We start from the raw sequence: 24,234 nt of genomic DNA on the forward strand, positions 1-24,234 counted from the left end.
TTGCGCACTGTGATCTGGTGGCCGGAGATTGCGCGGTCCGGGCTGTCGGCGGTGCGAGTTTTGTTGGATGCGGCCCTGTGCTCGCCCCGTAAGGGTGAGTGCAGGGCTGCCTGGCATCAGCACAAACGTATCCTCAGGCAATATTCAGAATTTGTTCATGGGGCATCCGGAGTAGGGGCTTAGGGTCCCTTCGACTACCCAGGAGGTTCCATGTCTGTTTCCACCCGCACTGTGAGGCGTCGCGTTCACGTACGTCGCAGACGCGTCATTCTCGGGGTTTTTCTTGCGATTGTGCTGGTGGTCGGCGGCATGCTGGCCTACACCGCGTACCACGCTCAGATGGCATCCTCGAAAGTATTTCGCGGCGGCGGCAACCTCGCCGACCTCGTCACCGGTGAGCCACTGGACCACGACGCACAAGGCAGAACCGCAATCGTCGTGTTCGGAACCTCCCAGGACGACGCCTCCCACGCCAACGGCCCCGGCGGTCAGGGAATGTGGCTGACGGACTCCATCCAAATGCTGGTGCTCGATCCCAAGCACCACTCCACCACGATGGTGGCGATTCCCCGAGATCTTTGGGTGAAGCAACCCCAAAAATGCATCGTGGGCAGCGGATCCAAGATCAACGCCATATACGAATGCGGCGCCGGATTCTTCGACACCCCGCAGTCCAAAATCTCGGCCTACAACGTGCACGATGCCGCCGGTGCTGGCTCACTCACCAAAGTACTCGGCGACGTAACCGGCATCACACCCCAGTACTGGGTGCACGTGGACTACTCCGCGTTGCGTGACGCCGTGGATGCCGTCGGCGGAATCGACATAAACATCACCGGTGACGGAGCCGACGGAATCTTCGATGCGAATCTCGACCTCCACTGCTCCAAAGACCAGGGCGCTGACGCCCGCGGAATGTGCCACATGGTCGACTATCCGCACAACGGTAACTACCACCTCGACGGCCTCCACTCCCTCGCCCTTGCCCGTGCGCGCGGAGACTACAAACCAGGTCAGCCACGCGCTCGCGGACTCGCCCACGGTGACGCTGACCGGCAAGCAAACCAGCAAAAGATCATGGAAGCTCTGCGTGCCCAAGCGATGAGCGCAGGGGTTTTGACCAATCCTGAAAAGGTGAACTCACTGATCGAGGCCCTCAGCAACCACGTGTCGACCAACCTGTCGGTGGGACAGGCACGCACCCTCGCTAACGACCTGGGCGCATCCCAGAAAACCGTCCGATTCGGCATTGCCTCGGCGAAGACTCCGCTGCTCAAGAACGCGCTGGTGCACGGACAAGCCGCATTAGCCCCCATGAGTGGCACGTACGACTACAACGACATCCGGCGCGCCGTCGCCGAAGCCACCGGTGGTCCCATGCCCACCTACAGTGCACCCACGGCAACAGATGATGCGCAAAGCTCGGGAGCGAGCAAAACGATGTCGTCCGGGAACATGGCCCATGAACACCGCGTTCCGTTTGAACGCCACCGTGAGAGCGAGGATAGGAAGTCGTATCACAATCGTTAAGGCCATCCCCCATGGTTCGATGATGCTCTCTCGTGAGATTATGGAGCTACCGTCCACGCTGTTTGCCGCCACCTGGCGGCAAACCTCACGCCGATCTTGGAGCTCCGCGAGAACCTGCCGATGACATCGCCTTCTGATCTGCCGTCTCCCCTTGATCTGCCCGCGCTGCCTGATGTCTCGCCTCCGATAGCCCCGGCACAGATGGCACCTGTGCCGGAGGATCCGATTGCCGTTGATGGATCTGTGCTCAGACCGGATGTTGCTCCGACCCGAGATCCAGGAGAAGAAAGGCGAGCTGCCCGGGCGACTGCTGCCCGGATTCTGCTAGAAGCCGGATGTCTCGAAGAATCCGTGAGCTTATGCGGCGCTGCGCTTGCCGCCCTGAACACACCAGCACAGGGCAAGGGCGCCGGGCCGGCTGGGACCAGCGGAGGTAGTACCGGTTATTTGGGACGACGTTCACGACGCATCGCGGGGCGACGCGCCCGCCGCGAAGGCGCCACTACCAGTGCGATTCGCACCATCATGCCCGATGAGACTTCCGATACCGCCCGCAGCATTGAAGTGTGGGACCACGGGGTGGATGTGCGGATGATGATTGCGCTTGCCGAGGGGTCCGCTCTGGCTGCGCACCGGCCCACCTCCCCGGTCGTGCCCACTTCTCCGCCGACCCTGCGGCGCTTTGAACGGTTACTGGATCAAGTCGCCCGCGCCATCGAGGATGTGCCCACCGGCGCCGAGGCGCGTGCCCGGTTCTGGAGCGTCTACATCGACGATCGGGCCTTCACGATTTTGGCGACCGCAGGTGACCGCGAACTGGCGATGACGCGAGGACGGGCGGCACTGGCAGGCTGGGATCGGCTCGGGGAGTCTGTTCACCGCGACCGTCTCGCCCGGGAATTTGAACAGTTCGTCGGCGCCCCGAAATCTCGATCCCGTCGCAGTCGATCCCGCCGGTAACCACGGCGCTATTGCCCGTGTATACGGCCGCAATGGCTCAGATAGGTGATGGTCTACAGACCTTAGATCTCAAGGGTCCAGGAAGCGCCAGATCGCGCGAGCCCTCAGTGCCCATGGGATCGTCCGGCTTTGCATAATCCCTGGGAGCAGAGGATTTCAAGTTAGGAACCGTCAGGTGAGTTCATGGTGGTTCCGAGCACCTCAATCACAGCCTGCGGATCGGTTTCAGGGTTGGTAAAAGCCAGCCGCAACGCGGTGCGTCCCCCATGTCGGGTGGGAATACACAGGATCTGACCACTATGAGAAAGTCGATCCGACCAGCGTTGATACGCAGCCGCGTCCCATCCAGGGCGGAAGAACACCACCACGGATAGCTCTGGTTCCAGCGCGAGCTCAAGATGATCCATCGCCTCAATCGCCCGAGCCACCGTGCGCGCCGTGTCCAGACACCGCTCCACGGCGGCGGTGTACCGATTGGTACCATGCGTGGCCAGCGAATACCACAGGGGCAAGCCCCGGGCACGGCGTGAGAGATGAGCCGCGAGGTCGGCGGGATTGGATTCATCCCGCGCGATCTGATCCAGATAATCGGCGTGCTGGGAATGCGCTGCGGAGGCGAGCGCCGGATCGCGGTAGAGCAGCGCACAGCAATCGTACGGTGCGAAAAGCCACTTGTGAGGATCGACGATAAAACTATCGGCCTGTTCGATCCCGGCAAACCGTTCCCGGGCGCTCGGGGCGGCAAGGGCTGCTCCGCCGTAAGCGCCGTCCACATGAACCCAGATGCCGCGGCGGTGAGCAACCTCGGTAATACTCGCGATGTCATCCACGATGCCAGCATTGGTGGATCCAGCTGAGGCGACCACCGCGATAATCTCTGGATGCTCTGCACACGCCTGCTCCACGGCGGCACCGGTCAAATGCCCGTGAGCGTCGGCGGGTACGGTCACCACTTCGATGTCCAGCAGGGATGCGCTGGATCGGACCGAGGAATGGGCGGATTCTGCGCATACGAGCTTCCATCCGTTCGCTGGACGGCGACCGCGCCAGGTCCGGGCTGTTTGGCGGGCCGTGGCCAGCGCAGAAAGGTTCCCGGAGGTTCCGCCCGACACAAAGACCCCACCGGCGCTCTCAGGCCATTCCAGAAGGTCCAGAATCCAGCGCAGAGCTTGGTTTTCCGCGCAGATCGCGCCCGCGCCGGCTTCCCAAATCCCCGCGTAAATATTTGCTGCCGACACGGCGGTGTCGAAGGCAACCGCGGCCCGGGTGGGCGCCCCCGGAATGTAAGCGAGGTTCATCGGGTCATCAGCGGCCCGGGTCGCAGGGACAATCACCCGGTCAAAAAGTTCGAGCGCACGCTCATATCCGATGCCATCCGGGGTCACCGTCTGGCCGAGATCGCGCATCAAATCTGACGCTGAGCGGGCCGTATGTTTGGGGTCCGACGGGGCGACCGTATGCTCAGCGGCCCACGCGAGTGCGGACGACACCGCGTCAGACTCGTCTCCCCAAATCGCTGAGGGCGGTCGACACTGCTGTGCGCGGTTCGCCGCATCGGTAAACGCTTCATTGACGACGTCCCGCTCGGGGTCTGTTGGGGTTGTCGGACTCTGTTTGACGCAGGCCGAGGTTATTGCAGGGCGTCCGGGGCTGGATGAGGTGGTGCGAGCTGGAGCGTTGTCATCGGAGACTGCATCATTGGAGGTCACAGAACTTAATAGTGACATGAGAGCTCGGGAATTGTCTGGGTATCGGCGTAGGCTCAGCTCATGGAAGCTAGGCAGTGCCGACGCCACATATCATCCGATCCGGGTGGGACCCCGCCTCGGTTGGTGCTGGCCCCGGACTCCTTTAAAGGTTCGATGAGCGCTTATCAGGTTGCCCAGGTGATGGCTGATGCGGTGCGACGGTTGTGGCCCGATGCCGTCTGCGATCTAGTGCCAATGTCCGACGGGGGTGAGGGTTTCGCCTGCGCGCTCGCGGGTGCGCTCGGGGCTCGATGGCAGGAGATTGAGGTGGCCGGCCCGAATGGCACCGCCGTGACCGCTCGTATTGCGTGGGCGGGTGATTGCGCGGTGCTTGAGGTGGCCGAAGCGGTCGGCCTGCATCTGCTTGGCCCCGGGGATTGTGGGCTTTTGTTCCGCAGTAGCCGGGGCGTGGGGGAGATGATTCGGGCCGCGCTCGATCAGGGGGCGCGACGGATTGTGGTTGGACTCGGGGGCACCTGCACGAACGATGGCGGGGCGGGAATGCTAGTTGCGCTCGGCGTCCGTTTCCTCGACGGCCACGGGCGGGATCTCGACCCGTCACCGCACGCTTTAGCGGGCCTGGTGCGCATTGACGCCAGCGGGCTTGACCCTCGGATCGCCCGCACCCAGATCGAGGTTGCCTGCGATGTGACCGCGCCTTTGTGCGGTCCTGCGGGTGCCAGTGCCATTTTCGGTCCCCAAAAGGGGGCGTCGGCGGATGACGTGATCGTCTTGGATGCGCTTCTCGCGCGGATGGCCGGGCTGTGGGAGGCCATCCCCGCAAGCTCTTTGATACCGTCAATGTCCGTGAGCGCAGCCGGGCTTACTCCGGGGCGCTGTGGGGCCAATGAGGGCCCGAATGATGCTGGCCCAGGGTACGACCGCGCAGCTCATGACAATCCTGATGGTCGCACAAATGGTGTCGAGCCGGATAAATGCCACTCGGTTGATAGTGGGGCGGAGTTTAATGCCAACTCCCCTGGCGCCGGGGCCGCCGGTGGCCTCGGGTATGCCTTTGGTCGGGTACTCGGTGCGCGCCTGGTTCCGGGAGTGGATTTGGTGGCGCGGACCGTTGGCCTGCGAGAACGCATTGCGTCGGCGGATTTAGTGTTGACGGGGGAAGGCAGTGTGGATGCTCAAACCCTGGCCGGGAAGACCCCCGCCGGAGTCGCGAGTGTGGCACAGGAGCTACAGGTTCCGTGCATCGCTTTTGCAGGGCGGATCGGCGCTGGGGCTGAGGAATTGTACGAGCATGGTTTCCACGCGCTGGTGCCGATCACACCCTGCCCGATGTCGCTGGCTGAGGCGTTGGCGGCAGCACCGGATAACCTTGTCCGGGCGGTGGATATGGCGCTGCGGCTGATTGCGGTGGCAAGGACAAAAACGACCGCCTGAACTCCATCCGAAGATGAGGTCCAGGCGGCTGCTTTCGCGATGCGCCGATCACACTGTGGGCAGCAACCGTAGACGCCACCTCACAGGGTGCGGCAGCCCAGTCGTTGGTTTTAGATCAGTTACCGCCGCCAGTCCAGCTCACAGACGCCAGCTCAGGTGACGGTATCGTCTCAGTCGATGCCGCGCATCGCACGGTGCACCGGCCGGGATATCGCCAGCATGACCACGCCGATTCCGATGGTGATCGCTCCGAGGACGCCGAAGTATGCGCCCTCGTTCTCGGCAGAATAGAACTCTGCGAGGTAACCCGACAGAGCCGTTCCCAAGGCCACCGAAAGATAAAACAGGGCCACCATCATCACCGGGAACGCTTTGGGGGCGAGCTTCGATGCCAAGGACATCCCCACCGGTGACAGGCACAGCTCACCCAGCGTGGCCACGCCCAGGATGAGCACGATCCACAGCACCGGCACACCCGTGACTCCCACCATCGGCAGGAACAGCACAAACGCGGAGCCCATCAAGATAATGCCGAGCCCGAACTTCAGTGGTGTGTTCGGCTGGCGCTTACCGAGCTTGGTCCACAGCATCGCGAACAGCGGTGCGAGCAGGATGATGAACACCGCGTTGATGGACTGGACCCACGAGACCGGCATCACCAAGTCGAGGAACGGAATGTGGCGATCCAGTCGTTTGTCGGAATAGATAGTGACTACCGTGAACTGCTGCTGATACAGCGCCCAGAACGCGGCCGACCCGATGAACATGGGGATAAACGAATAGATGCGAGAGCGTTCGGTGCTGTCGATCTTGGAGGAGGTGAGAATAACTGCGAACAGGGCAACCGCTGCTAGCGCCGTCACAACAATTACCGTGGGGGCGAGATTCTCAGTGGTCACAATTCCAGTGATAAACGCCAGTGCGATGAGTGCGATACCCGCCAGACCGATCAGGATGGCCCGCAGGCGATGTGCGCGCGGCAGCGGGTTGGGGATGACGCGCACGGTGTCGGGAAGGTGTTTGCGATTCATGGCGTACTGGATGAGGCCCAGTGCCATGAAGACCGCCGCCAGACCGAAACCGGCGTGGAAACCGGCTCCGGGGTTGCCGAGGCTTGTCAGTCCTAACGTTCGGAAGAAGTCAGGGCCCTGGGCCTGGGCGAGACCGGTCAGTAGCGGGCCAAACAGCGCGCCGACATTGATCCCCATGTAGAACACCGAGAATCCGGCATCGCGCCGGGTGTCGCCGATGGCGTAGAGGCTTCCCACCAGGGTTGTCGCCGACGTTTTGAGACATCCTGAACCCAGGGCGATGCAGACCAGGCCGACCGCGAGTCCGAGGACTCCGGGGATCAGGGCCAAGGAGATGTGTCCGCACATGATGAGGATGGCGGCGTAGAACATCATTCGTTCCGGGCCGAGCAGGCGGTCGGCGATCCAGCCGCCGAGGATGCATGCCAGATAGACCGTGCCACCGTAGGCGCCAACGATTCCGGCTGCTACTGACTGTTCAATGCCCAGTCCGCCCCGCTCGGCGGTGTAGTACATGTAGATGAGCAGGATGCCCTGCATGCCGTAGAAGCTGAAGCGCTCCCACATTTCGACGCAAAACAGGTTCGCCAACGAGAACGGATGACCGAAAAAAGTTTTCCCGGACGGGTTATGTTCATCGATGTTCTCGGGGGTACCTTGTGTGTCCACGGTGACGTCTTGCATGAGATCCTGGGATGGTTTTTCCAGCTCATGCGCGGTCCCGTGTAGCTTGTGGTCGCTGTTCATGACCGTTTATCCTCACCTGGCATCTCGCGTTGGGCAACCCCTGCAGGTCAGGGGTGGCTGTGACGGCCTCATGGGCGCGCCAGGATCGGCGAGTGGGGTGTCAGACCGGCTTCCTAGAATAAGCGGGCTACACGGTGTGAGTTGGGCGGCGAGAGACGCGCGGAAGATTCGTCAGGTGCCGGGTGCATGTGTGTGAACCGTCCGAGTACGGAATCAGCGAGGAGTGAAATGAGCCAGCACGATGCTTTCGAGCCGGGGCCAGATCGGGGGCTCGAACGCACGCCGCCGCAGGACTTAAACGCTGAGCGCGGCGTCTTGGGTGGAATGATGCTCTCTAAGGACGCCATCGCCGATGTGGTCGAACGGGTGCGGGCGAATGATTTTTACCGTCCCGCACACGAAATGATTTACGAGGCCATTATCGACCTGTACGGGCGCGGTGAACCCGCTGACCTGGTGACGGTCTCTGATGAGCTTACGAAGCGCGGTGAGCTGCAGCGGATCGGGGGAGGCGCCTACCTCGCAGATCTCATCGACATGGTGCCCACCGCAGCCAATGCGGGTTTTTATGCCGATATCGTGGCTGAGCGTTCGGTGCTGCGCCGTCTGGTGGAGGCGGGAACCCGCATCGTTCAATTGGGTTATGCCGCCGACGGCGGTGAAGTGGTGGACGTGGTCAACGAGGCCCAGGCGCAGGTTTATGCGGTAACCGAGCGCAATCAGTCTGAAGATTTCGTTCCTCTCGGCGAGGTGATCGAGAGCACTGTCGACGCGATTGAAGCGACCCAGGGGCGCGGCGGACAGGTGACCGGTGTGCCCACTGGTTTCGCGGAGTTCGATGAGCTGACGCAAGGTTTGCACGGCGGGCAGCTGATCATTTTCGCGGGTCGGCCCGCCATGGGTAAGACCACCCTGGGGATGGATGTGCTGCGCAGCGCGTCTATCCACAACGGTAAAACGTCGGTCATTTTCTCCTTGGAGATGGACCGTACCGAAATCACCATGCGTTTACTGTCAGCGGAGTCGCAGGTGCCGATGAGCCGGATGCGTGATGGCACCATGGATGACCGTGACTGGCAGGCACTGGCCAAAGCCATGAGCCGGATTGGCGATGCCCCCCTGTTCATGGATGACAGCGCCAATATGACGCTGATGGAAATCCGCGCGAAATGTCGGCGGCTTAAACAAAAGCACGATCTTCAAGTGGTAGTCATCGACTATCTACAGCTGATGAGTTCCGGAAAACGGGTGGAGTCGCGCCAGCAGGAAGTCAGTGAGTTCTCCCGTGCCCTGAAACTTTTGGCCAAAGAATTAGATGTGCCGGTCATCGCGATTTCGCAGCTGAACCGCGGCAGCGAGCAGCGCCAAGACAAAAAACCGATGATGAGTGACCTGCGCGAGTCCGGGTCGATTGAACAGGATGCTGACCTGATCGTGCTAATTCACCGCGAGGACTACTACGAACGGGAGTCACCTCGCGCGGGCGAAGCGGACCTGATCGTGGCCAAGCACCGTAACGGCGCCACGAAAACCATTCCGGTGGCATTTGAAGGCCACTATTCGCGCTTCAAAGACATGGCCGGAGGCGGTTTCGCGGGGTAGTTCCGAGCAGCTGTTGGGGTTGTGTGGCTGGCTGGCGCCGGACTGTCGGCGTATGCCGCTTCGAGCCAGCGATAGCCTGGGTCCATGCCCAGTGGATTCGACACCCGCCTCGCTGCCTACGGAGTGATCGTGCGTGATCAACAGATTCTGCTTGCACGCTGGGTGGGGGCTGGCTCTCCACGATGGACCCTGCCCGGGGGAGGTGTCGAATTGGATGAAACCCTGGAAGAGGGGGTGATCCGAGAAATTCGCGAGGAAACCGGGTATCAGGCGGAACTCGACGGCGTGATCGGTGTGCGCACCGTAGTGATTCCCAGCGACCAGCGGTTAAGCCCTGAGGCACAGGGTCGTCCGCTCAAAGGGGTTGGGGTGATCTACCGGGCACGGGTGGTTGGCGGGCAGCTCGTGTCTGAAATCGGCGGAAGCACCGACTGCGCCGCGTGGATACCGCTGCGCGAGGTGGTGAACCTTCCCCGCGTGGAACTGGTGGATCAGGCTTTCTGTATGGCGGGACTGTCCGTCTAGAGCACCTTCGGATTATTGAGTATCATAGGTAACCGGATGAACGTGGGTATCTTGGGCATCTAGATCGGCAGATCCGCTGACCCGACTAGCCCTATGTTGCCCGGAACACGTAATGTGGGTGTTCCAAGACCGCCACAGAAAGGAACAATTATGAGCCTCGGCGATAAGATCCAGAACAAGGCCCAGGAGCTCGCAGGCAAGGCCAAGGAAGTCATTGGCGATCTCACGGATGACAAGAGCAAGGAAGCTGAAGGTAAGGGCGACCAGGCTGAAGCCGGCGTGCGCCAGGCAGGCGAGAACGTCAAGGATGCTGCCAAGAACATTAAAGATGGTCTGACCGGCAACTGATCGGCGTTGTAAGCGATATATCCCCGGTCCGTTTCCCATATGGGAAGGGATCGGGGATTATCTTTGCTATGGCTGCTGAAGAGATTGACTCGCGGCTTTTGGACATAGCCGATCACCTCGCCCAATCCTCCCCTCAGTACACTCAGCGCACCGTCGGACACTGGAGTCTTGACGACGGCGGCGCCCTGGCGGGGAGCGTTGTGGCGATCGTCCACGGTGGTGATCATTGGGATGTATTCAGCGTGGACGTGGACGAGCATCTTATCCGCAGCGTGCACAGTTTTCTCGCCCAGAGCGAGTATCACTGGCTGCGACTGGTTGTATCCAGGGATCAGCCGTTGCAGTGGCAGGTCGGCGGGCTCAGAGCTGATGAGGCGCCAGTTGGGGGCGCGCGTGGAGGCGCCGGCGCGCTCGTTGATGGCGGTCATCGACGCCAGATTGCGGCCGATGAACTCGCACGTTTCCGTCGCGAATACGGCGATGTTCCCCTGGGTGCGTTATCGGGTGCTCCGCCAGGGCAGCAAGATCTCGACGCCGAATTTCCGCTCTTGCTGGCTGAGCAGACTCCGCTTCCTCATTCTCGCGAGATGCTGTGGGAGGGTTCACCACGCGCATTAGACAGGATTGCGGATCTCATCATCGACCAGGCACCTGCGAGATGGCTGCGCATTGTGATGGTGGATTTGCGGGTGAGTCCGGTTGCCGGAGGCGACGACGGGTACGGACCGAGTATCGTCATGGACGGCGACTCGCTGGGTGCAGGGGATGAGAGAGATAGTTTCGTAAAGCGCAGGCGCGTGTGTGTCGGCGGCGCGATTATCGACCATGCAGGCAACCTTGTTCCGCTTGCGCTGAGGCCTTTTGCGCGTCGGGATGGTGCTTTTTTGGGCAGGCTGGGTGATGACTTCCGTGAGATTCGGACCGACATCGCTGTGGCAGGTTTTCCAGAACCCGATGCACTGGAAATTGCGGTGGATCGAACCGGTCAACGGGTTATCTGCGCCAGTTTTGATCTGGGCCTCACCTCGCGTGATATCCCGGGCCATCCGGCAGTCCATGACGCGTATTACCACTTGAGATTGCGCGCCCCGGAGATAGAAAAAATCCGCGAGCAATTGGAACCGCAAACCTGGTGGGACCGGGTCCGCAGCAGGCTTCGTTTATCCCGAGGGTGGTAGAGGGCCTCCGGATATGAGGGCCTGACGCCCGGATATCAGTTTCTGACTACCAGCCGTCGGCTTCCTCTGAGCGGGTCATTGGACCCGTGGAAACGTCCTTTCGTACAGCGTGGTACCAGGCGAGGCAGTGTTCAGTGAGGGTGTCTCGGGCGACCTGTGAGGAGTCTGCTTCGGTTGAGGATGAGACTGCGGCCTGAATATCCTGCAAAATGGCCCACGGTTGCATGCTCAGCACGGCACCTGAACGCTGAGTGTGCATCACATGCGGATGGGCGAGCGCCTTATTCACCAGGTGCCCGGTGGGCTGGAATGTGTACCAATCCCCGCCGCCACGTCGCAGCAGTTCGCCGATCAGCTGCTCGCAGATGTCGTCGTCTGCTCCGGACAGAATGTGCTGACACACCGCGTCCATGGCTACATCAATGTCTTGACTAGGGTCGATGGTTTCACCCGGCGTGCTGCTCTCACCTGGCTCGGCGTTCTTACTCGGGTTGATGTTCTCGCTCGGGCGGGTGTTGCTGGGATTCGGGTGGGCTGCCTCCATGAGCTGGTGCATCTCATGGGACCAGGTGTGGCTGAGTCGTTCGTCTGCGGCACGCATGATCCACGACATGGGATTGAGGTAGCCGCCGCGGGGTCCAGTGAGGGCCACAATCGGCCAGTTGACACAGGGGGTCGAGGCCGGACAATGCTGGTCGTGGTCGTGGTCGTGGTCGTGGTCGTGGTCGTGGTCGTGGGGCTGCCAGGTGCCGCCGATCTGATGGATGGCTGTTTGCCCGATCATCAATGCAAACGGGGTAGCCGCTTCCAGCGAGACGTCTTTGCTGCTCGGAAATGTGTTGAAGGCGATATCTTGCACCACATCGAGTGCGGTAAGGCTGAATGAGTCCGCCCCTGTCAGTGGCCTGATCTCCCGAATGAACTCGTCGAGAATCGGGCTCATTTGCGCCCACCATGACTGGATGAACTCAGCGCCAGGGTGCGAGGGAATCCTCTCTGCGCCGGGACGGGAGGATGAAGGCGGATTCACAGATGTAGATGGTCTCATGGGCAGAACGTCGCTGTCTGCGGGTCTCCCTGATTGAGCGCGGAGTTCCGGTTGTCGAGATCTGAGGGCGTAACCGTGGGATGGTTGATGACGTGTTCCATCGTGAGGCGCTGAACCCGTTGGTCAGTGGGGTTGTCGGCAAGGGCGGGAATCACCATGCCCTGGTGAGCTTTGGAGGCGCAGACGTCCAGACCGCTCACCGCTGCCTGCATTGTCTTCGTGGAGCTACCGATTGCAGATTCACTGGTCGGCAGTGATGCCCCGACGCGGACCGCGTAAATCCCGGCCCGCGTCCGGGCTGGGTTCAGCACGGTGTAGGCGATCACGCCCCCGAAAATGAGCCGGTTTGCAGCGGGATTGGTGGACTCGACGTACCACGAGGCGCACATTCGGGGTGAACCCACTATGGCGTAGGCGTCGGCAAACGCGGTGCGGAAAAAGTAGCCGTTGTCCTGTGTCCAAGCGGATTGAAGCTCCTGAGCCCAAGTCGTCGGGGCGTAGGCAATCAGAAGCTTTCGCTGATCTTCCCAGGACTTGTGCATGTATTGGGCAGGGGAGAGGAACGCGGCGCTGAGAAAACGGGTGAGAGCGTCGCGGGCTGAGACCAGTGCTGGATCTTCTAGCCCGGGGTGTTGCGGATCGGTGGGGCTCGGTGTGCCTGGTGCGGGAATTGGGGTGGGGTGAGGGGTCACGGGCAGCTTGCGCATGTTATCTGCCGTTCCCTCGACCCAGAGTGCGGGGTCGAGGTGAGCGAGGGGATCCTGAGGAATAGCGGTGGCGGACCCAGAGCGCGAGGGTGCAGAACTTAATGAGGGGTCGGCAGTGGGAGACGGATCGACCGACATATCCGCGGCACCCGGCATCGACTGGTTGCGGGCACATCCAGAGATCGCGCAGGCCAGGCTGACGCTGCCTGAGGCGAGAAGCCTGCGCCGGGTCAAGGTCCCGTGTTTTGCTTTGGGTATGGATCCCTCATCCATGTCATCACTGTAGCGATAGCATCCGACATCTAAGGTATGTCTAGACTTTTTTCGGTTTGAGTTTGGGGTTGGGTTTGTAAAAGGGTCGTCTGGCCCGATTGCCCGGTCTGGTGTCGAGCCTGATTGTTCGGTCTGGTGTCCAGTCTGATTGTCCGGTCTGGCGTTCAGCTTGACTGTCCGGTCTAGCGGCCAGCTTGACTGTCCGGTCTGGCGGCCAGACCGACTGCGTGCCTAAGTGTCGGTTTTGCCTTATGTGGGGTTCTGATTGTCAGGTATTGACGAGGCGTTTTCATTGTTTGTACCCAATAGGAAGTATGGCGTGTTTACGATAGGCGCGTTATGGCTGATGTGCTTGCGGGTCGCTTTATCCTCATCGATCTGATCGCGAAGGGTGGATCGGGGTGGGTCTGGCGAGCCTGGGATGCAAAACGTGGGCAGGTCTGCGCGGCGAAGGTTTTACGCCAGCGCGATTCAGCTGACTTATTGCGGTTTGTGCGAGAAAAGAGCGCTACATTCGAGCATCCGCATGTGCTAACGCCTTACGGGTGGGGCGCTGAGGATGCTCACGTTGTGCTAGCGATGCCGCTGGTGAGCGGCGGAAACCTTGAGATGTTGCTGCGACGGTACGGCAGACTCCAAGAAAGCGCCGTCGCGGTCATCCTCTCTCAGCTACTCGACGGGCTGAGTGTGGTGCATGCCCACGACTGGGTGCATCGGGACGTCAAACCCGCCAATATCCTGTTCGAGCCGAGTGGGACTGGGCCTCTGCGCAGTCGTCTGACGGATTTTGGAATCGCGATGCACCGCGCCGACATCCGGTTTACCGGGGTTGGCATGATCAACGGAACTCCGGGTTACATTGCTCCCGAACTGTTCCACCTGGCTGAGCCCGAACCGTCGCACGATCTTTACGCGGCAGGCATGGTTGCCCTGGTGGCCTTGAATTGGCCCGTTGAGCTGCACGACGGGCCGCTCACCTCGGAGGAAACGGATCAATACCTCGCCTCTGCGTCACCGGCTCTGTCCGAGGTGATTCGAGGTCTGGTGGCGGACAATCTTGAGCAACGCTATCGCGCAGCCGAGGTCGCGCGTTATGAGTTTCAACCTGCTGCGGACCTACTGCCTGTGACGTTTGCGGATGGCACGCCCATCGACATTGTGGATGTTTTGCCGCCGCTTGACTCTTCGCTGATCCCCGAGATGTCGGCGTCGAGTGTGGCATCGGGTGTGGCGTCGAGTGTGGCATCGGGTGTGGCGTCGAGTGTGGCATCGGGTGTGGCGTCGCCCGCGCTTGGCGCCTCGTCTACCGCTCTGAGCTCGGACGATGAGTCGCCACCGGATGATGAGTCGCCACCGAGAAAGCTTCGCTTACCCCGAGCTGCTATCCGGTGGATTGCCGACAGACCACAGCGCATAATCGCGACCGCGGTCACCGGGGCAGCCGTGCTCGCCCTGAGCGGGATCTCACTGAGTGGCTATCTGATCCCCGACGCTGGACGGTCCGCGGCTACGTCGCCCGAGCCGACTAAAACTAGGCAGACATCATCCGGAGCTGCGCCCTCGGATACAGGGCTACAGGCCGACGCGCCGCAGGCCGACACGACGCGGACGGCCCCTCCGACAGCGGCCCGGATGCCCGAGGTTACCGAGCATCAGGGCTGCCCACCTGCCCAGGTAGGAAGCATCGGCAGACTACCGGACGGGCGCTATGTATCCTGCTCCCGGGTCATGGGCGGTACGTATGCTTACCGCTGAGCCGTCGCAAACGCAGAACGCAACACGTCGGCAAGGATCACCGCGTGGTTGATTCTCGGATCTCGTGCCGCATACAGCATGACGATCCGCCCTACCGACCGATGAGAGTTCACGAATTCAATCAGGGCTGGTGCGGCCTCGAGCTCAGCTCGGTAGCGTCGGGAGAACTCGTCAAAACGTTCGGGCTCATGGTCAAACCACCTACGCAGCTCTGGCGACGGCGCGAGCTCTTGAGCCCACTCGACGCCCTGGAGGTCGGTCTTGCTCACACCGCGCGGCCACAGCCGATCGACCAGGACAAAGGCGGTGGCAGGTTCCGCCGGTGACCTGAGCTCAGGCGTCGATGCCCGCGGGGTAAGCGTCGATGACTTTGTGTCAGGTGCCGATGACCTTGCGTCAGGCGTCGTTGATCTCGGGTGCGACGCCTGCTCAGCGCGGTGAACCAGCTGGCCGTGACGTTCGGACCGGAAGACGTACACCCGTTCACACGCAATCACAGGCCCCGTGCCGTTGAGATGCGGCACGGGGACGTCATGATCGTGAACGCGGCCTGTCATGAGGCAGACGAGCTCCCCGCTTTATCGCTGTCTGCATTGGCGCTACTGGCGCTCTTGATACCGCTGAGGGATTCATCTTTAGGAGGTGCGACGGCAACCGTATCGAGCGCCTGAATCAGAGCCTGAGCCCGCGGATCCATCAACAGGTCAATGCGCAGGTTCTTCGGCTCTCCATCGGGGTTTGATACCTTCCCCGGGAACGTCCACCGAACCTGCGCGGGGCTGAGCACCACCGGCTCAGGCCAGTCATCACCCAGGTCAATACCGGTATCCGCGATGGCTTTATCGAGGCGACGGCGCCGTTCGGCCCGAGGGATGTCGAGATCCATATTGTCGGCAAACCACTGATCAGCCAGCGCCGAATCATCGGTTCGCAGCCAGTCCATAGCGGCGCGCATAGCGTCACGGGTGCGGTCAGCTAGCGGCAAGTTTGATTCGTTGGCCTGTCCTTTGCGTTCCAGCTGCGCCAGGTCCACAGGATCCTGGGACGGCTCACCGTCACGAAGCTTTGGACGAGTCAGCAGCTGAGGCTCTATGCGCAGCACGGTGCGCATCGCCTCCATCGACAACGCGATCCCTGGCGCATATTTCGAGTTAGCCAGCACAATCATGCCCAGGCCGCTACTGCGATGCCAGCACATAAACGACCCGTAGCCGGGATAACCGCCGGAATGAGAGATGATCTCTCCAAGGTCTGGGAATCGCTCGACCACCAGGCCAAATCCGTAACCAGCGAGGCGATCAAAGCCACGACCATCTGGGAGCACCGGTGGCGTCAGTGACCGGTACGCCTGCTGCATTTCCCGACGGGATGCCGTGCTGAGAAGCGACTGGTCCTGATCCGCGGCATCCGCACTGTTTGCCGCGGCAAGGAACCGGACCCAGCGGGCGACATCCTCCACCGTGGAGTACAAACCCGCCATGGCGCCGTACACTCCGGGGCTGTCGAAGGGAACCGGCTCGAACCTAGTGGCATCCTCACGGTCTGCCAGGCGGTGACCAGCGGCGATTCGCTGCGGGTCCAGACCTTCGCGATCAAACGCGGTATCCCGCATGCCGAGGGGTTTGATAAAACGCTGAATGATCTCGTCGGCATACGAGTGCCCGGTGATCCGGGTGATGATCTCGCCGAGGATCACGTAGCCGGTGTTGGAATACTCGAAACCGGTCCCGGGCCGATGCACGAATCCGAGCCCTGCCCGCAACATAGTGGAGAAATTCTCCCGCGTCATTGCTTCTTGCCGGTCGCCCCACGGATTGTCGGTGACCAACCCGGCGCTCATGGTCAAGAGATTCCGCACTGTAATCGCGGGGCAGTCTGCGGTCGGCAGCAATACCTCGGACAGTTCGGGAACGTAGTTGGCGGCGGCATCGTCCAGGCGAAGACGGCCTTCATCGCGCAGCGCAAGAATCGTTGCGGCAGTAAACGACTTGGTCATCGAGGCAATCCGCGAGATCGTGCGCGGTCCAGGCACCTGACTGTTGGCATCGGGCTGACCATCGCGGATCAACGTCGTTCCCGCGCCGCCACTGGCCAGTAACTCATGATCGGTACCGAATCCTCCGACTAACCCCCAGGCCAGTCCGCAAGTTCGATGGTCTGCAACGGCTTTGTCGGCGAGGCTCTGCAAGGCAGCGGTCATATCGTGCATGGTCCCCAGCGTATCGCTGGCCGAACCGATGAGCTGGGGATACGGCGGGGATCGGTGGTCGTGGCGGTGGCGCGGCAGGGCATTGGAATGCGTGGCACGGTAGAGCCTTGCAATATGTGCCACGGAAGGGTCTTGAAATCTGTGGCAAGGGAGGGCATTGGAGTCTGGGACGTGACGGGCTCTTGGCGCGAAAGACAAGGCATAATATGTGATGTGGCCTGCAATGACGCATGCGTGGCGTGTATGGCATCACCACAGCCCCGACGAGGTGAGGAGTCTTATGAGGTGTGACGTGTGTGCGCTGTCAGAGCGTCCGGTGACGGCAGGGACTGGGAAATCGAGTGCGAACCGTGGCGCGAATGCAGGTTCGGACTCGGGCGTGAGCTTGAGTGCGGATTTGGATGTGTGGAGTGTGCTCGCATGAAAACGCAAAGCCGAGAGATTGTTTTTAAGAAGATATCACTTTCTATGCTTATTGCAAACGTCGTATTTATTGGCGTTATACTAGGCATCGATGTGTTCGAGTTTAGGATTGCAATATATTCAACTGTCATCGCATTCACTATTTCGGGAATAATCCTGTCGGCTCTCAGCAGATCGGTGTGGCTGGTTATCTTGCATGTGGTGGTTGGATGGCTTTCTCTTCCTCTCATTTTTGGTCTGGCGTATTTCGCTCAAATGATGGTCGATGGAACTCCCTGAGGTTCTTATCTGGAAGGCTTTTTGGACTCCCATAAGTTGGAGCTGATGAGATCGTTACTATGTCCGGGGTCTGGGTGGAGGTGATGTTATGGCTGAGGTGCTTCCACTGGTAATTGCTAGGTCGCCGATATTTGAGGCTGGCTAGTTGGGTGGTGTGCCTCGTTTCCAGCTCGTTCTGGCGCGGGCGCCTGGTGGGGCCTTGGGTATGCCACTGGCTTCGTGGACATCTTGCCGGGCGGCGGAGGTATGCGGGGCTGCGCATGTTTCCCTGAGCTGCAAACGTTTCCCCGTGATGTCCGCGCTAATCTTTGGTGGTGTTTGACGTACCTGTGGCCTCTGCGACTGCCTGGATTCTGCTCGCGGTGGCTGCGCTCATCGTTGGACTGTCTAAAACCGCAATTCCTGGCGCCACAACGGTGGCGGTGGCGATGTTCGCGAGTGTCCTGCCTGCTCGCGAATCCACCGGTGCGCTGTTAGTTTTGCTGCTAATCGGGGATCTGCTGGCGATCTGGTCCTACCGGCGTGATGTGGACTGGCGGACCCTGTTTCGTTTGATCCCGACGGTGCTGGTAGGCGTTGTTGCGGGTGCGATATTTCTCGACTATGCATCGGATTCCACGGTGCGCAGGGTCATCGGGATCGTCTTACTGGCGCTGCTCGCGCTCACCCTCGTGCGTCGCGCGCTTGCATCTCGCAGGGCACGTCCGCAGTCTAGGGGGCTTGAACGGCGCCCGGTGCACCCGGTTGAGGCCGGTGGATACGGCGCGCTTGGCGGGTTCACCACGATGGTGGCTAACGCTGGCGGACCGGTGATGAGCCTATATTTTTTGGCGATGCGATTACCGGTCACTCGTTTTCTTGGGACGACCGCGTATTTCTTCTTCGCGGTGAACCTAGTGAAGTTGCCATTTCAAATTGGAATCGGGTTGCTGAGTCCGCACATTCTGCTGCTTGATCTGGTGCTCGCCCCGCTGGTGATCGTTGCTGCGTGGGGTGGGCGGGCGCTTGCTCGCCGAATTGATCAACGGCTATTCGATGCGTTGATGCTCATTCTGACTGGCATTGGTGCACTGAATTTGATGTTTGGGTGAAGGTGCTCTATTCGGTGCGGTGTTGATGTTGTCTGATGCATGTATGCAGCTCTATTGGATATTGCTGAGAAACTACTGTTAGTTGAGTTGGGGATAGACGTTGCCGATCGTTCTTTAGCTCTGCTTGCAATGCGTAAGGGTGAGACCTCTTGTGCATGCCTGGATGATTTGTTAGAATATCGTGAAAATAACTCTATATAACTCAACTGTTAAAATACGACGAAGTTTAATGCTGGGGTGACTAGTGTGGAGTTTAACATTTTAAAACTCGCCGCCGTGATTGTGGGCTATGTGTTGCTGATCATCGTCGCAGTTTCATACCCGGGATTCGTGGTGTTTTGCGCTGCGCTAGCGGGATCTCTCGCCCCACTCCTCATCTCTCTCATATTGAAAATAAGGAGGGAGAGTAAACCGCATAGCTACCCCGCGTAGGTTGGCTTCAGGGCTTCAGGGCTTCAGGGCTTCAGGGCTTCAGGGCTTCAGGGGCTCGCGGGCGCGGCATCGGCCTTATTGGTCAGCCGGGGACGTTTCCTTGCCCTCCGTGCCGTAGAACGCTGCAAAGAACGCCAACTCATCTGGGTTGAGCACATCGGCGAGAAGCGAGATCTGAGCCCGTGCGGGTGAAAATTCGCGTCTCGCATCGGAGTGTGTAGTCAACCTGTCTCCGTCGAGGGAGGACGGGTCACCCGGGGGCGGCGGGCTACTTGGGGATAACAGCTGGTCTGGATGACCTGTGCGACCCTGCGCCTGACTACCACCAGAACACCGCCCCTGCCCAGATGTAGAGTCCCCCGCCGCGTAACTGCCTGAGCAAGCTGGACCGCGCGAAGCCATCGAATTGGTCTCGATGCCCAAAGACGACGGTGCCGCCTCGCTATGGGTTGAGTGCCCGGCTATATCGGGATCATTCCGAGACGTGACCCCAGGGCTGTCGGGCGGAGATGCCCAGGTCGTACGCGTATCCGCCACAAGCGCATCACGGTGAGGGGGACCGGGCGGCGACGCATTGCCGTGAGGGGCGCCAGGTGATGGCCCATTGACTGAGGTCTCACCAGATGTGCGGATTAGGTCCTCAATGCTGAGGCCGCGCCAGGTCAAAAGATGAGCCGGAGCAGCATCGAGTTCTTCAACCACCGCGAAAACCAAGGCACACACATGGATGCACGGGCCAGGCCACTCAGGGCATGAACAATCGAAGGTGAGCGCCGCAGGACCAGCCGGTAGGAGCGAAACGTCATCGCTTTGAAGACGCGCCTCGATCTCCACGGGATAATGACCACCAGCCAGCTGAGCAGCCAACCCCGGTGCGGCCCGCAGATAGTGCAGAGCCACAACACGATCATCTGGGGACAAGGGCGCTAGACACAGGTGCGCTATAGCGTGTACCGACTCCCCGCTGTCGCCGGTACCAGACCCTCTGATGACATCGCCCTTACTGGCGGTATCGTTCTTGGTGCCGACATCGGACCCGCTGACGGTATTGGACCCGTTAAAGAGGGCGTTATCGGCCACACCAGGAGCCGTATCTGTGACGGCTCCAGCAATGCGGCCAGGCTGTACATCGATCCATTGCACCCGACCTGCCCGGGCGGCTCGACGCCCCCGCGTTGCCCGAGGACGCCCCAATAGTTCTTCGACGGTGTCGCACAGGGCGCGCCCCCACCAGTTATTGCCGATAGGGCCGCGTTGTGATCGCAAAACAATGCTCATCCGATACCACCTGCCGTATCGAGGGCGAAGAGGTCGAGCAGACGTGACGGGTCGAGGTTAGCGATCCAGCTTTCGCCGCTGCCCACGCTGAGCTCAGCGAGAGCAGCTTTATCCGCGAGCACGCTGTCAATGCGCTCCTCAATTGTGCCTGCACACACGAGGCGGCGCACTTGAACCGTTCGCGTTTGTCCGATGCGGTAGGCACGGTCGGTTGCTTGATTCTCGACGGCTGGATTCCACCAGCGGTCGATATGCACCACCTGGCTCGCTGCCGTCAGGGTGAGGCCGGTGCCACCGGCTCGAAGGGACAGCAGCATTGCGCCGGGCCCGGGCGAGCGCTGGAACTCCTCCACCATGGCGTCTCGATCCGGTTTTGATAGGCCGCCATGTAAAAAGGGGATGGTCATTGCGAAGCGTTCTTGCCAGTACGGCACGAGGAGGTCGCCGAAGCGTCGGAACTGGGTGAACAGAAGCATTTTCTCGCCATCGGCAAATGCGGTGTCCATCAGGTCATCGAGGAGGTCGAGCTTGCCGGAGCGATGTTCACCGTTGCGCAGGAGCGCGCTGCCATCGTCCAGATAGTGCGCAGGGTGGTTACACACCTGTTTGAGTTTGGTGAGGGTGGAGACGACCACGGCGCGTCGGCGTTTATCGTCGGCTTCGGCGACATTGCGCATCATGTCGGCCACGAGCGCTTCGTACAGGCCGGCCTGCTCGGGGGTCAGTGTGGCGGTGGCGGTCATCTCCTGTTTTTCAGGCAGGTCCGTGATGATGGAGCGGTCAGATTTTTCGCGGCGCAAAATAAACGGTGCGGTTAGCGCTTTGAGACGGGTCAACGCAGATTCGTCGTTGTCGTGCTCGATGGGCCGGGCGATGCGTTCCTCGAATGCCGTTGCGGAACCGAGCAGTCCCGGGTTGACCACATCCAGAATCGTTCGTAGGTCGGCGAGTCGATTCTCGACCGGTGTTCCCGTCAGTGCAATGCGCCGACCCTGCGGCAGGCTGCGTGCGGCGCGGGAGACTGCGGTGGTGTGGTTTTTGAGGTGCTGAGCCTCATCGAACACCACTCGATGCCAGCTGACTGAGGTGAGGTCGCTCAGGTCACGGGCCAGCAGACTATACGTGGTGACGGTGATGTCGTGCTGGGATGCTTCGCGGGTGAATTCCTCGCGGTGGTAGCGGGCGGCTCCATGATGAAGATGCACCGTGAGGTGGGGAGCGAAACGCGCCAGCTCACGCTGCCAAGATCCAGTGACCGACATGGGGCACACCAGCAAGGTGGGACCCGGTGGGGTCTGTGCGTGTTCTCGTTCGCGGCATAGCAGGGCGATTAGCTGGATTGTTTTTCCAAGCCCCATATCGTCGGCGAGGATGGCTCCGAGACCGAGGTCATCGAGCATGCTGAGCCAGTCCAGGCCGCGCTTCTGATACGGGCGAAGCTGAGCCTGTAAGGTCTGAGGTTGATCGCGGGGACCGGTCGATGTGTTGTGTGCGCTGACCCGAGAAAACAGTGCCTCAAGGTGGCCGCGCGCTGTGATGGGGGCGATCGCCACCCCGTCGGCCTCAGGCGATGCGAGCAGCGCAAAATACTGCTGAAGCGTGAGTTCGCCCTCGAGTGAGCTGCCCAGTGAACTGCTGCCTGAGCCCTCGGCTGAACCATCAATCAGGCTGCCGAACATGCCGGTATCTGTGCTGGTGGCTGACGCGCTTGCATCGGCTGAGGCTGCCTTGATGCCGCCGGTTTTGGACGGCCAGGCCGCATAGGCGGGACGTCGCCGCCCGGACCGGAAGGCTTCCATGAACCGTTCTGCGGCCCGCACGGTGGACCGGTCTAGTCGAACCCATTGCCCTCGCAGATAGACCAGGTCAGCCTGAGACTGGCGAATCTGTTCGAGTTCTTCGTCGGTCAGCTCTACATCCCCGATAGCGGTCTTAAAGGAGAACCGCACCATGGAGGCCAAGCCGAATGCTGCTTCCCGTTGTTCATCGGATGCGGCAGCGTCCTCGACCTGAGGCCGGATCGTGGCTTTGACGGTTGTCCACTCGCGCGGCAGCAACACTGTCACACCGCGGGCCTCTAAGTGCGGACCGTCGTCGGTGAGGAATCTAGATGCCTGGTTGGTGCTGAGCAGCCAGGTAAACCCGGTGGCATCGGTGGTGGCATCGGCGAGATGTGGCACCAGGCGGAGGATGTTACCGGCGGCTTGGGAGGCGGCTGAGGCTGTGAGGTCATGGGTGGCGAGCAGGTCCGCTACCGGATGGACGGTGCCGTCTTCCTCCCGCACGCAGGTTTGGAGTGGCCAGACGGTGGCGGCGGGGTTGATATGGGACCGATGCGCTGATCCCGGAGGTTGTCCCGCCCCCGCAGATGGCCGTGTGCCCGAGGGTGGCGAGGAGACATACGAGCTGGCGCCATCAAAGCCGTCAAAACCGTCGCCCGCACCGCCGCCACCGGCAGTACGCGGCTCACAGAGTCGGACCAGAAGGTCTCGGCGGCTATCGAGGAGCTGGATTGAACTGCGCCCGGAAGCAATGAAGCGATCGAGCGCCGTTTGGATCGCTCGCCTGCGCGGCAGATCGATGGTGAACTCTGGATCGGGCCCGGTCAGAGCCCGCACCAGAACAGATTCCGTCGTCTGCTTGGCTGTGGGGTGGGTGAGGGGTTCGGCAGATGGGGAGTCGCGCACAGGAGATTCAGGACGCGCGGGGGATGGCACCTGGGATGAGCGTACGGCGCGACGCGCATGTGCATCCACGAGATGATCCACCAGCACTTGCGCCGGGCCCTGCCCGAGCCGCGCAGTGAGGGCGTCAGGAGGAACTAGATCAGTGGCGTGCCAGCGTGCTCGGGCGCGGTTTGCCGAGGAGTCGGCGGTCCAGACATCCTCCACCACGGGGCGAACTAGGCGCTTGTGAACAGCAGCAGCTGCCTGGTGACTAGCTAGGGCAGCGGCGATTAGATCGGGCGGGGCCAGCAACTCATCATCCAGGCGTGCCGCCGTGTTCGCAGTGGCAAGGTCAGCGAGGAGGGCGGTGGGCGTCGTTTTATCCAGGGTGTTCGTGCCGTGTGAGCTGAGGCTGTGCAGATGCGTGCTGAGCACGGTGAGAAGCGCGACGGCATCGTCGGGGTGAATTGGCCGACAGGGGACTGTGCGCATGGAGCCGCCGGGCTTTGCCAGAACTTCGCATCGGTGCCGCAGCCGACCGTCGCCAAAGATTCGATGCAGGGCGGGCGCGAGGTTAGCCGCGCCCGCGGTGAGTGTCGCCAGAAGCTCTTCAGCGGAGTCGACGGCGCGGGAACGACCGGGAGAAGTCGCCTCACGCACCCATGCCACAGGCCCCAGTTGGGGGTCTGCGGTGAGGTGCAGGCGGCGATCTGGCATGTCCTCGATCGTAGGGGAGGGCACTGACATACGAGGATTGCCGCCCATCGGTCGTAGATGCTGCTCGCACGTACGAGGTGGTATCTCTAACCCGACTGAATGCCGTAATAGCGGCATATGGGAAAGGTTTGTGGGCGCGATGGTGCACGCCGAGGAGTAATCAGACAAATATTTAACGTGACGAACCGCACATTAAGGTGGGGAAATGGGGTAGAGAGACGGGTGTAAACAGTGTTTGACCTGGGAAAACCTATCCCTATCTCGGGTTCACGCGGCATGTTTACACAGGTGC

General features: G+C 61.1%; 19 protein-coding genes. 11 read left to right on the forward strand and 8 right to left on the reverse strand.

Going from position 1 to position 24,234, the window contains the following annotated elements:
- The first annotated feature begins 210 nt into the window (after positions 1 to 210).
- Positions 211 to 1,530 (forward strand): LCP family protein, encoded by a 1,320-nt coding sequence (locus BN1724_RS09885; RefSeq protein WP_058235226.1) that lies wholly within the window; start codon positions 211 to 213, stop codon positions 1,528 to 1,530.
- Between the two features lie 120 nt (positions 1,531 to 1,650).
- On the forward strand, positions 1,651 to 2,490 hold the full coding sequence (locus BN1724_RS09890) for a hypothetical protein (RefSeq protein WP_058235227.1): 840 nt from the start codon (positions 1,651 to 1,653) through the stop codon (positions 2,488 to 2,490).
- Positions 2,491 to 2,651: 161 nt separating this feature from the next.
- Here the strand turns inward: BN1724_RS09890 and BN1724_RS09895 are convergent, their stop codons facing one another.
- Complete coding sequence (locus BN1724_RS09895) at positions 2,652 to 4,199, reverse strand: pyridoxal phosphate-dependent decarboxylase family protein (RefSeq protein ID WP_231928219.1); 1,548 nt, start codon at positions 4,197 to 4,199, stop codon at positions 2,652 to 2,654.
- A 60-nt stretch (positions 4,200 to 4,259) separates the two neighbouring features.
- Between BN1724_RS09895 and BN1724_RS09900 the strand changes: the two genes are divergently transcribed.
- A complete protein-coding gene (locus tag BN1724_RS09900) occupies positions 4,260 to 5,633 on the forward strand; it encodes a glycerate kinase (protein WP_084252968.1) in 1,374 nt (457 codons plus the stop codon).
- A 170-nt stretch (positions 5,634 to 5,803) separates the two neighbouring features.
- Here the strand turns inward: BN1724_RS09900 and BN1724_RS09905 are convergent, their stop codons facing one another.
- Positions 5,804 to 7,348: a peptide MFS transporter gene (locus BN1724_RS09905; protein WP_058235942.1), complete on the reverse strand. Its 1,545-nt coding sequence runs from the start codon at positions 7,346 to 7,348 to the stop codon at positions 5,804 to 5,806.
- 291 nt (positions 7,349 to 7,639) lie between these two features.
- On the opposite strand from BN1724_RS09905, the gene dnaB reads away from it, so the two are divergent.
- From dnaB to BN1724_RS09925, 4 genes are all read left to right on the forward strand, one after another.
- Complete coding sequence (dnaB, locus tag BN1724_RS09910; protein ID WP_058235229.1) at positions 7,640 to 9,013, forward strand: replicative DNA helicase; 1,374 nt, start codon at positions 7,640 to 7,642, stop codon at positions 9,011 to 9,013.
- Between the two features lie 84 nt (positions 9,014 to 9,097).
- Positions 9,098 to 9,538, forward strand: coding sequence for an NUDIX hydrolase (locus tag BN1724_RS09915; RefSeq protein WP_058235230.1), 441 nt, complete (start codon positions 9,098 to 9,100; stop codon positions 9,536 to 9,538).
- Between the two features lie 150 nt (positions 9,539 to 9,688).
- A complete protein-coding gene (locus tag BN1724_RS09920; RefSeq protein WP_058235231.1) occupies positions 9,689 to 9,886 on the forward strand; it encodes a CsbD family protein in 198 nt (65 codons plus the stop codon).
- Positions 9,887 to 9,954: 68 nt separating this feature from the next.
- Entirely contained in the window at positions 9,955 to 11,064 is a 1,110-nt protein-coding gene (locus BN1724_RS09925) for a hypothetical protein (protein ID WP_058235232.1), read from the forward strand.
- A 46-nt stretch (positions 11,065 to 11,110) separates the two neighbouring features.
- Here the strand turns inward: BN1724_RS09925 and BN1724_RS09930 are convergent, their stop codons facing one another.
- Entirely contained in the window at positions 11,111 to 12,007 is an 897-nt protein-coding gene (locus tag BN1724_RS09930; RefSeq protein ID WP_058235233.1) for a hypothetical protein, read from the reverse strand.
- Between the two features lie 101 nt (positions 12,008 to 12,108).
- Positions 12,109 to 13,092: a hypothetical protein gene (locus tag BN1724_RS09935; protein WP_058235234.1), complete on the reverse strand. Its 984-nt coding sequence runs from the start codon at positions 13,090 to 13,092 to the stop codon at positions 12,109 to 12,111.
- Positions 13,093 to 13,431: 339 nt separating this feature from the next.
- Here BN1724_RS09935 and BN1724_RS09940 point away from each other — a divergent pair, with 339 nt between their 5' ends.
- A complete protein-coding gene (locus BN1724_RS09940; RefSeq protein WP_058235235.1) occupies positions 13,432 to 14,847 on the forward strand; it encodes a serine/threonine protein kinase in 1,416 nt (471 codons plus the stop codon).
- Here BN1724_RS09940 and BN1724_RS13360 read toward each other — a convergent pair.
- The gene (locus BN1724_RS13360; protein ID WP_269447063.1) at positions 14,838 to 15,143 is read right to left on the reverse strand and encodes a DUF488 domain-containing protein; all 306 of its coding nucleotides are present in this window, start codon (positions 15,141 to 15,143) and stop codon (positions 14,838 to 14,840) included. The two genes, BN1724_RS09940 and BN1724_RS13360, sit on opposite strands and share 10 nt — an antisense overlap.
- Before the next feature lie 10 nt (positions 15,144 to 15,153).
- On the opposite strand from BN1724_RS13360, the gene BN1724_RS13450 reads away from it, so the two are divergent.
- Positions 15,154 to 15,288, forward strand: coding sequence for a hypothetical protein (locus BN1724_RS13450; RefSeq protein WP_269447065.1), 135 nt, complete (start codon positions 15,154 to 15,156; stop codon positions 15,286 to 15,288).
- A 112-nt stretch (positions 15,289 to 15,400) separates the two neighbouring features.
- Here BN1724_RS13450 and BN1724_RS09950 read toward each other — a convergent pair whose 3' ends face one another.
- Positions 15,401 to 17,056 (reverse strand): serine hydrolase domain-containing protein, encoded by a 1,656-nt coding sequence (locus tag BN1724_RS09950; RefSeq protein ID WP_084253156.1) that lies wholly within the window; start codon positions 17,054 to 17,056, stop codon positions 15,401 to 15,403.
- A 420-nt stretch (positions 17,057 to 17,476) separates the two neighbouring features.
- Here BN1724_RS09950 and BN1724_RS09955 point away from each other — a divergent pair, with 420 nt between their 5' ends.
- The gene (locus tag BN1724_RS09955; protein WP_058235236.1) at positions 17,477 to 17,758 is read left to right on the forward strand and encodes a hypothetical protein; all 282 of its coding nucleotides are present in this window, start codon (positions 17,477 to 17,479) and stop codon (positions 17,756 to 17,758) included.
- A 314-nt stretch (positions 17,759 to 18,072) separates the two neighbouring features.
- Positions 18,073 to 18,849, forward strand: coding sequence for a sulfite exporter TauE/SafE family protein (locus BN1724_RS09960; protein ID WP_058235943.1), 777 nt, complete (start codon positions 18,073 to 18,075; stop codon positions 18,847 to 18,849).
- A gap of 507 nt (positions 18,850 to 19,356) precedes the next feature.
- Here BN1724_RS09960 and BN1724_RS09970 read toward each other — a convergent pair.
- Both BN1724_RS09970 and BN1724_RS13105 read right to left on the reverse strand, forming a co-directional pair.
- Positions 19,357 to 20,559 carry an SWIM zinc finger family protein gene (locus BN1724_RS09970; RefSeq protein ID WP_058235238.1) on the reverse strand — a complete coding sequence of 401 codons (1,203 nt, stop codon included), beginning with the start codon at positions 20,557 to 20,559 and terminating at the stop codon, positions 19,357 to 19,359.
- Positions 20,556 to 23,942, reverse strand: a complete 3,387-nt coding sequence (locus BN1724_RS13105; RefSeq protein ID WP_058235239.1) for a DEAD/DEAH box helicase — start codon at positions 23,940 to 23,942, stop codon at positions 20,556 to 20,558. Before BN1724_RS13105 ends, BN1724_RS09970 begins: the two co-directional genes overlap by 4 nt.
- Positions 23,943 to 24,234: the final 292 nt, after the last annotated feature.

Origin of the sequence: Devriesea agamarum (assembly GCF_900070355.1) — a bacterium.
Classification (GTDB): Bacteria; Actinomycetota; Actinomycetes; order Actinomycetales; family Dermabacteraceae; genus Devriesea; species Devriesea agamarum.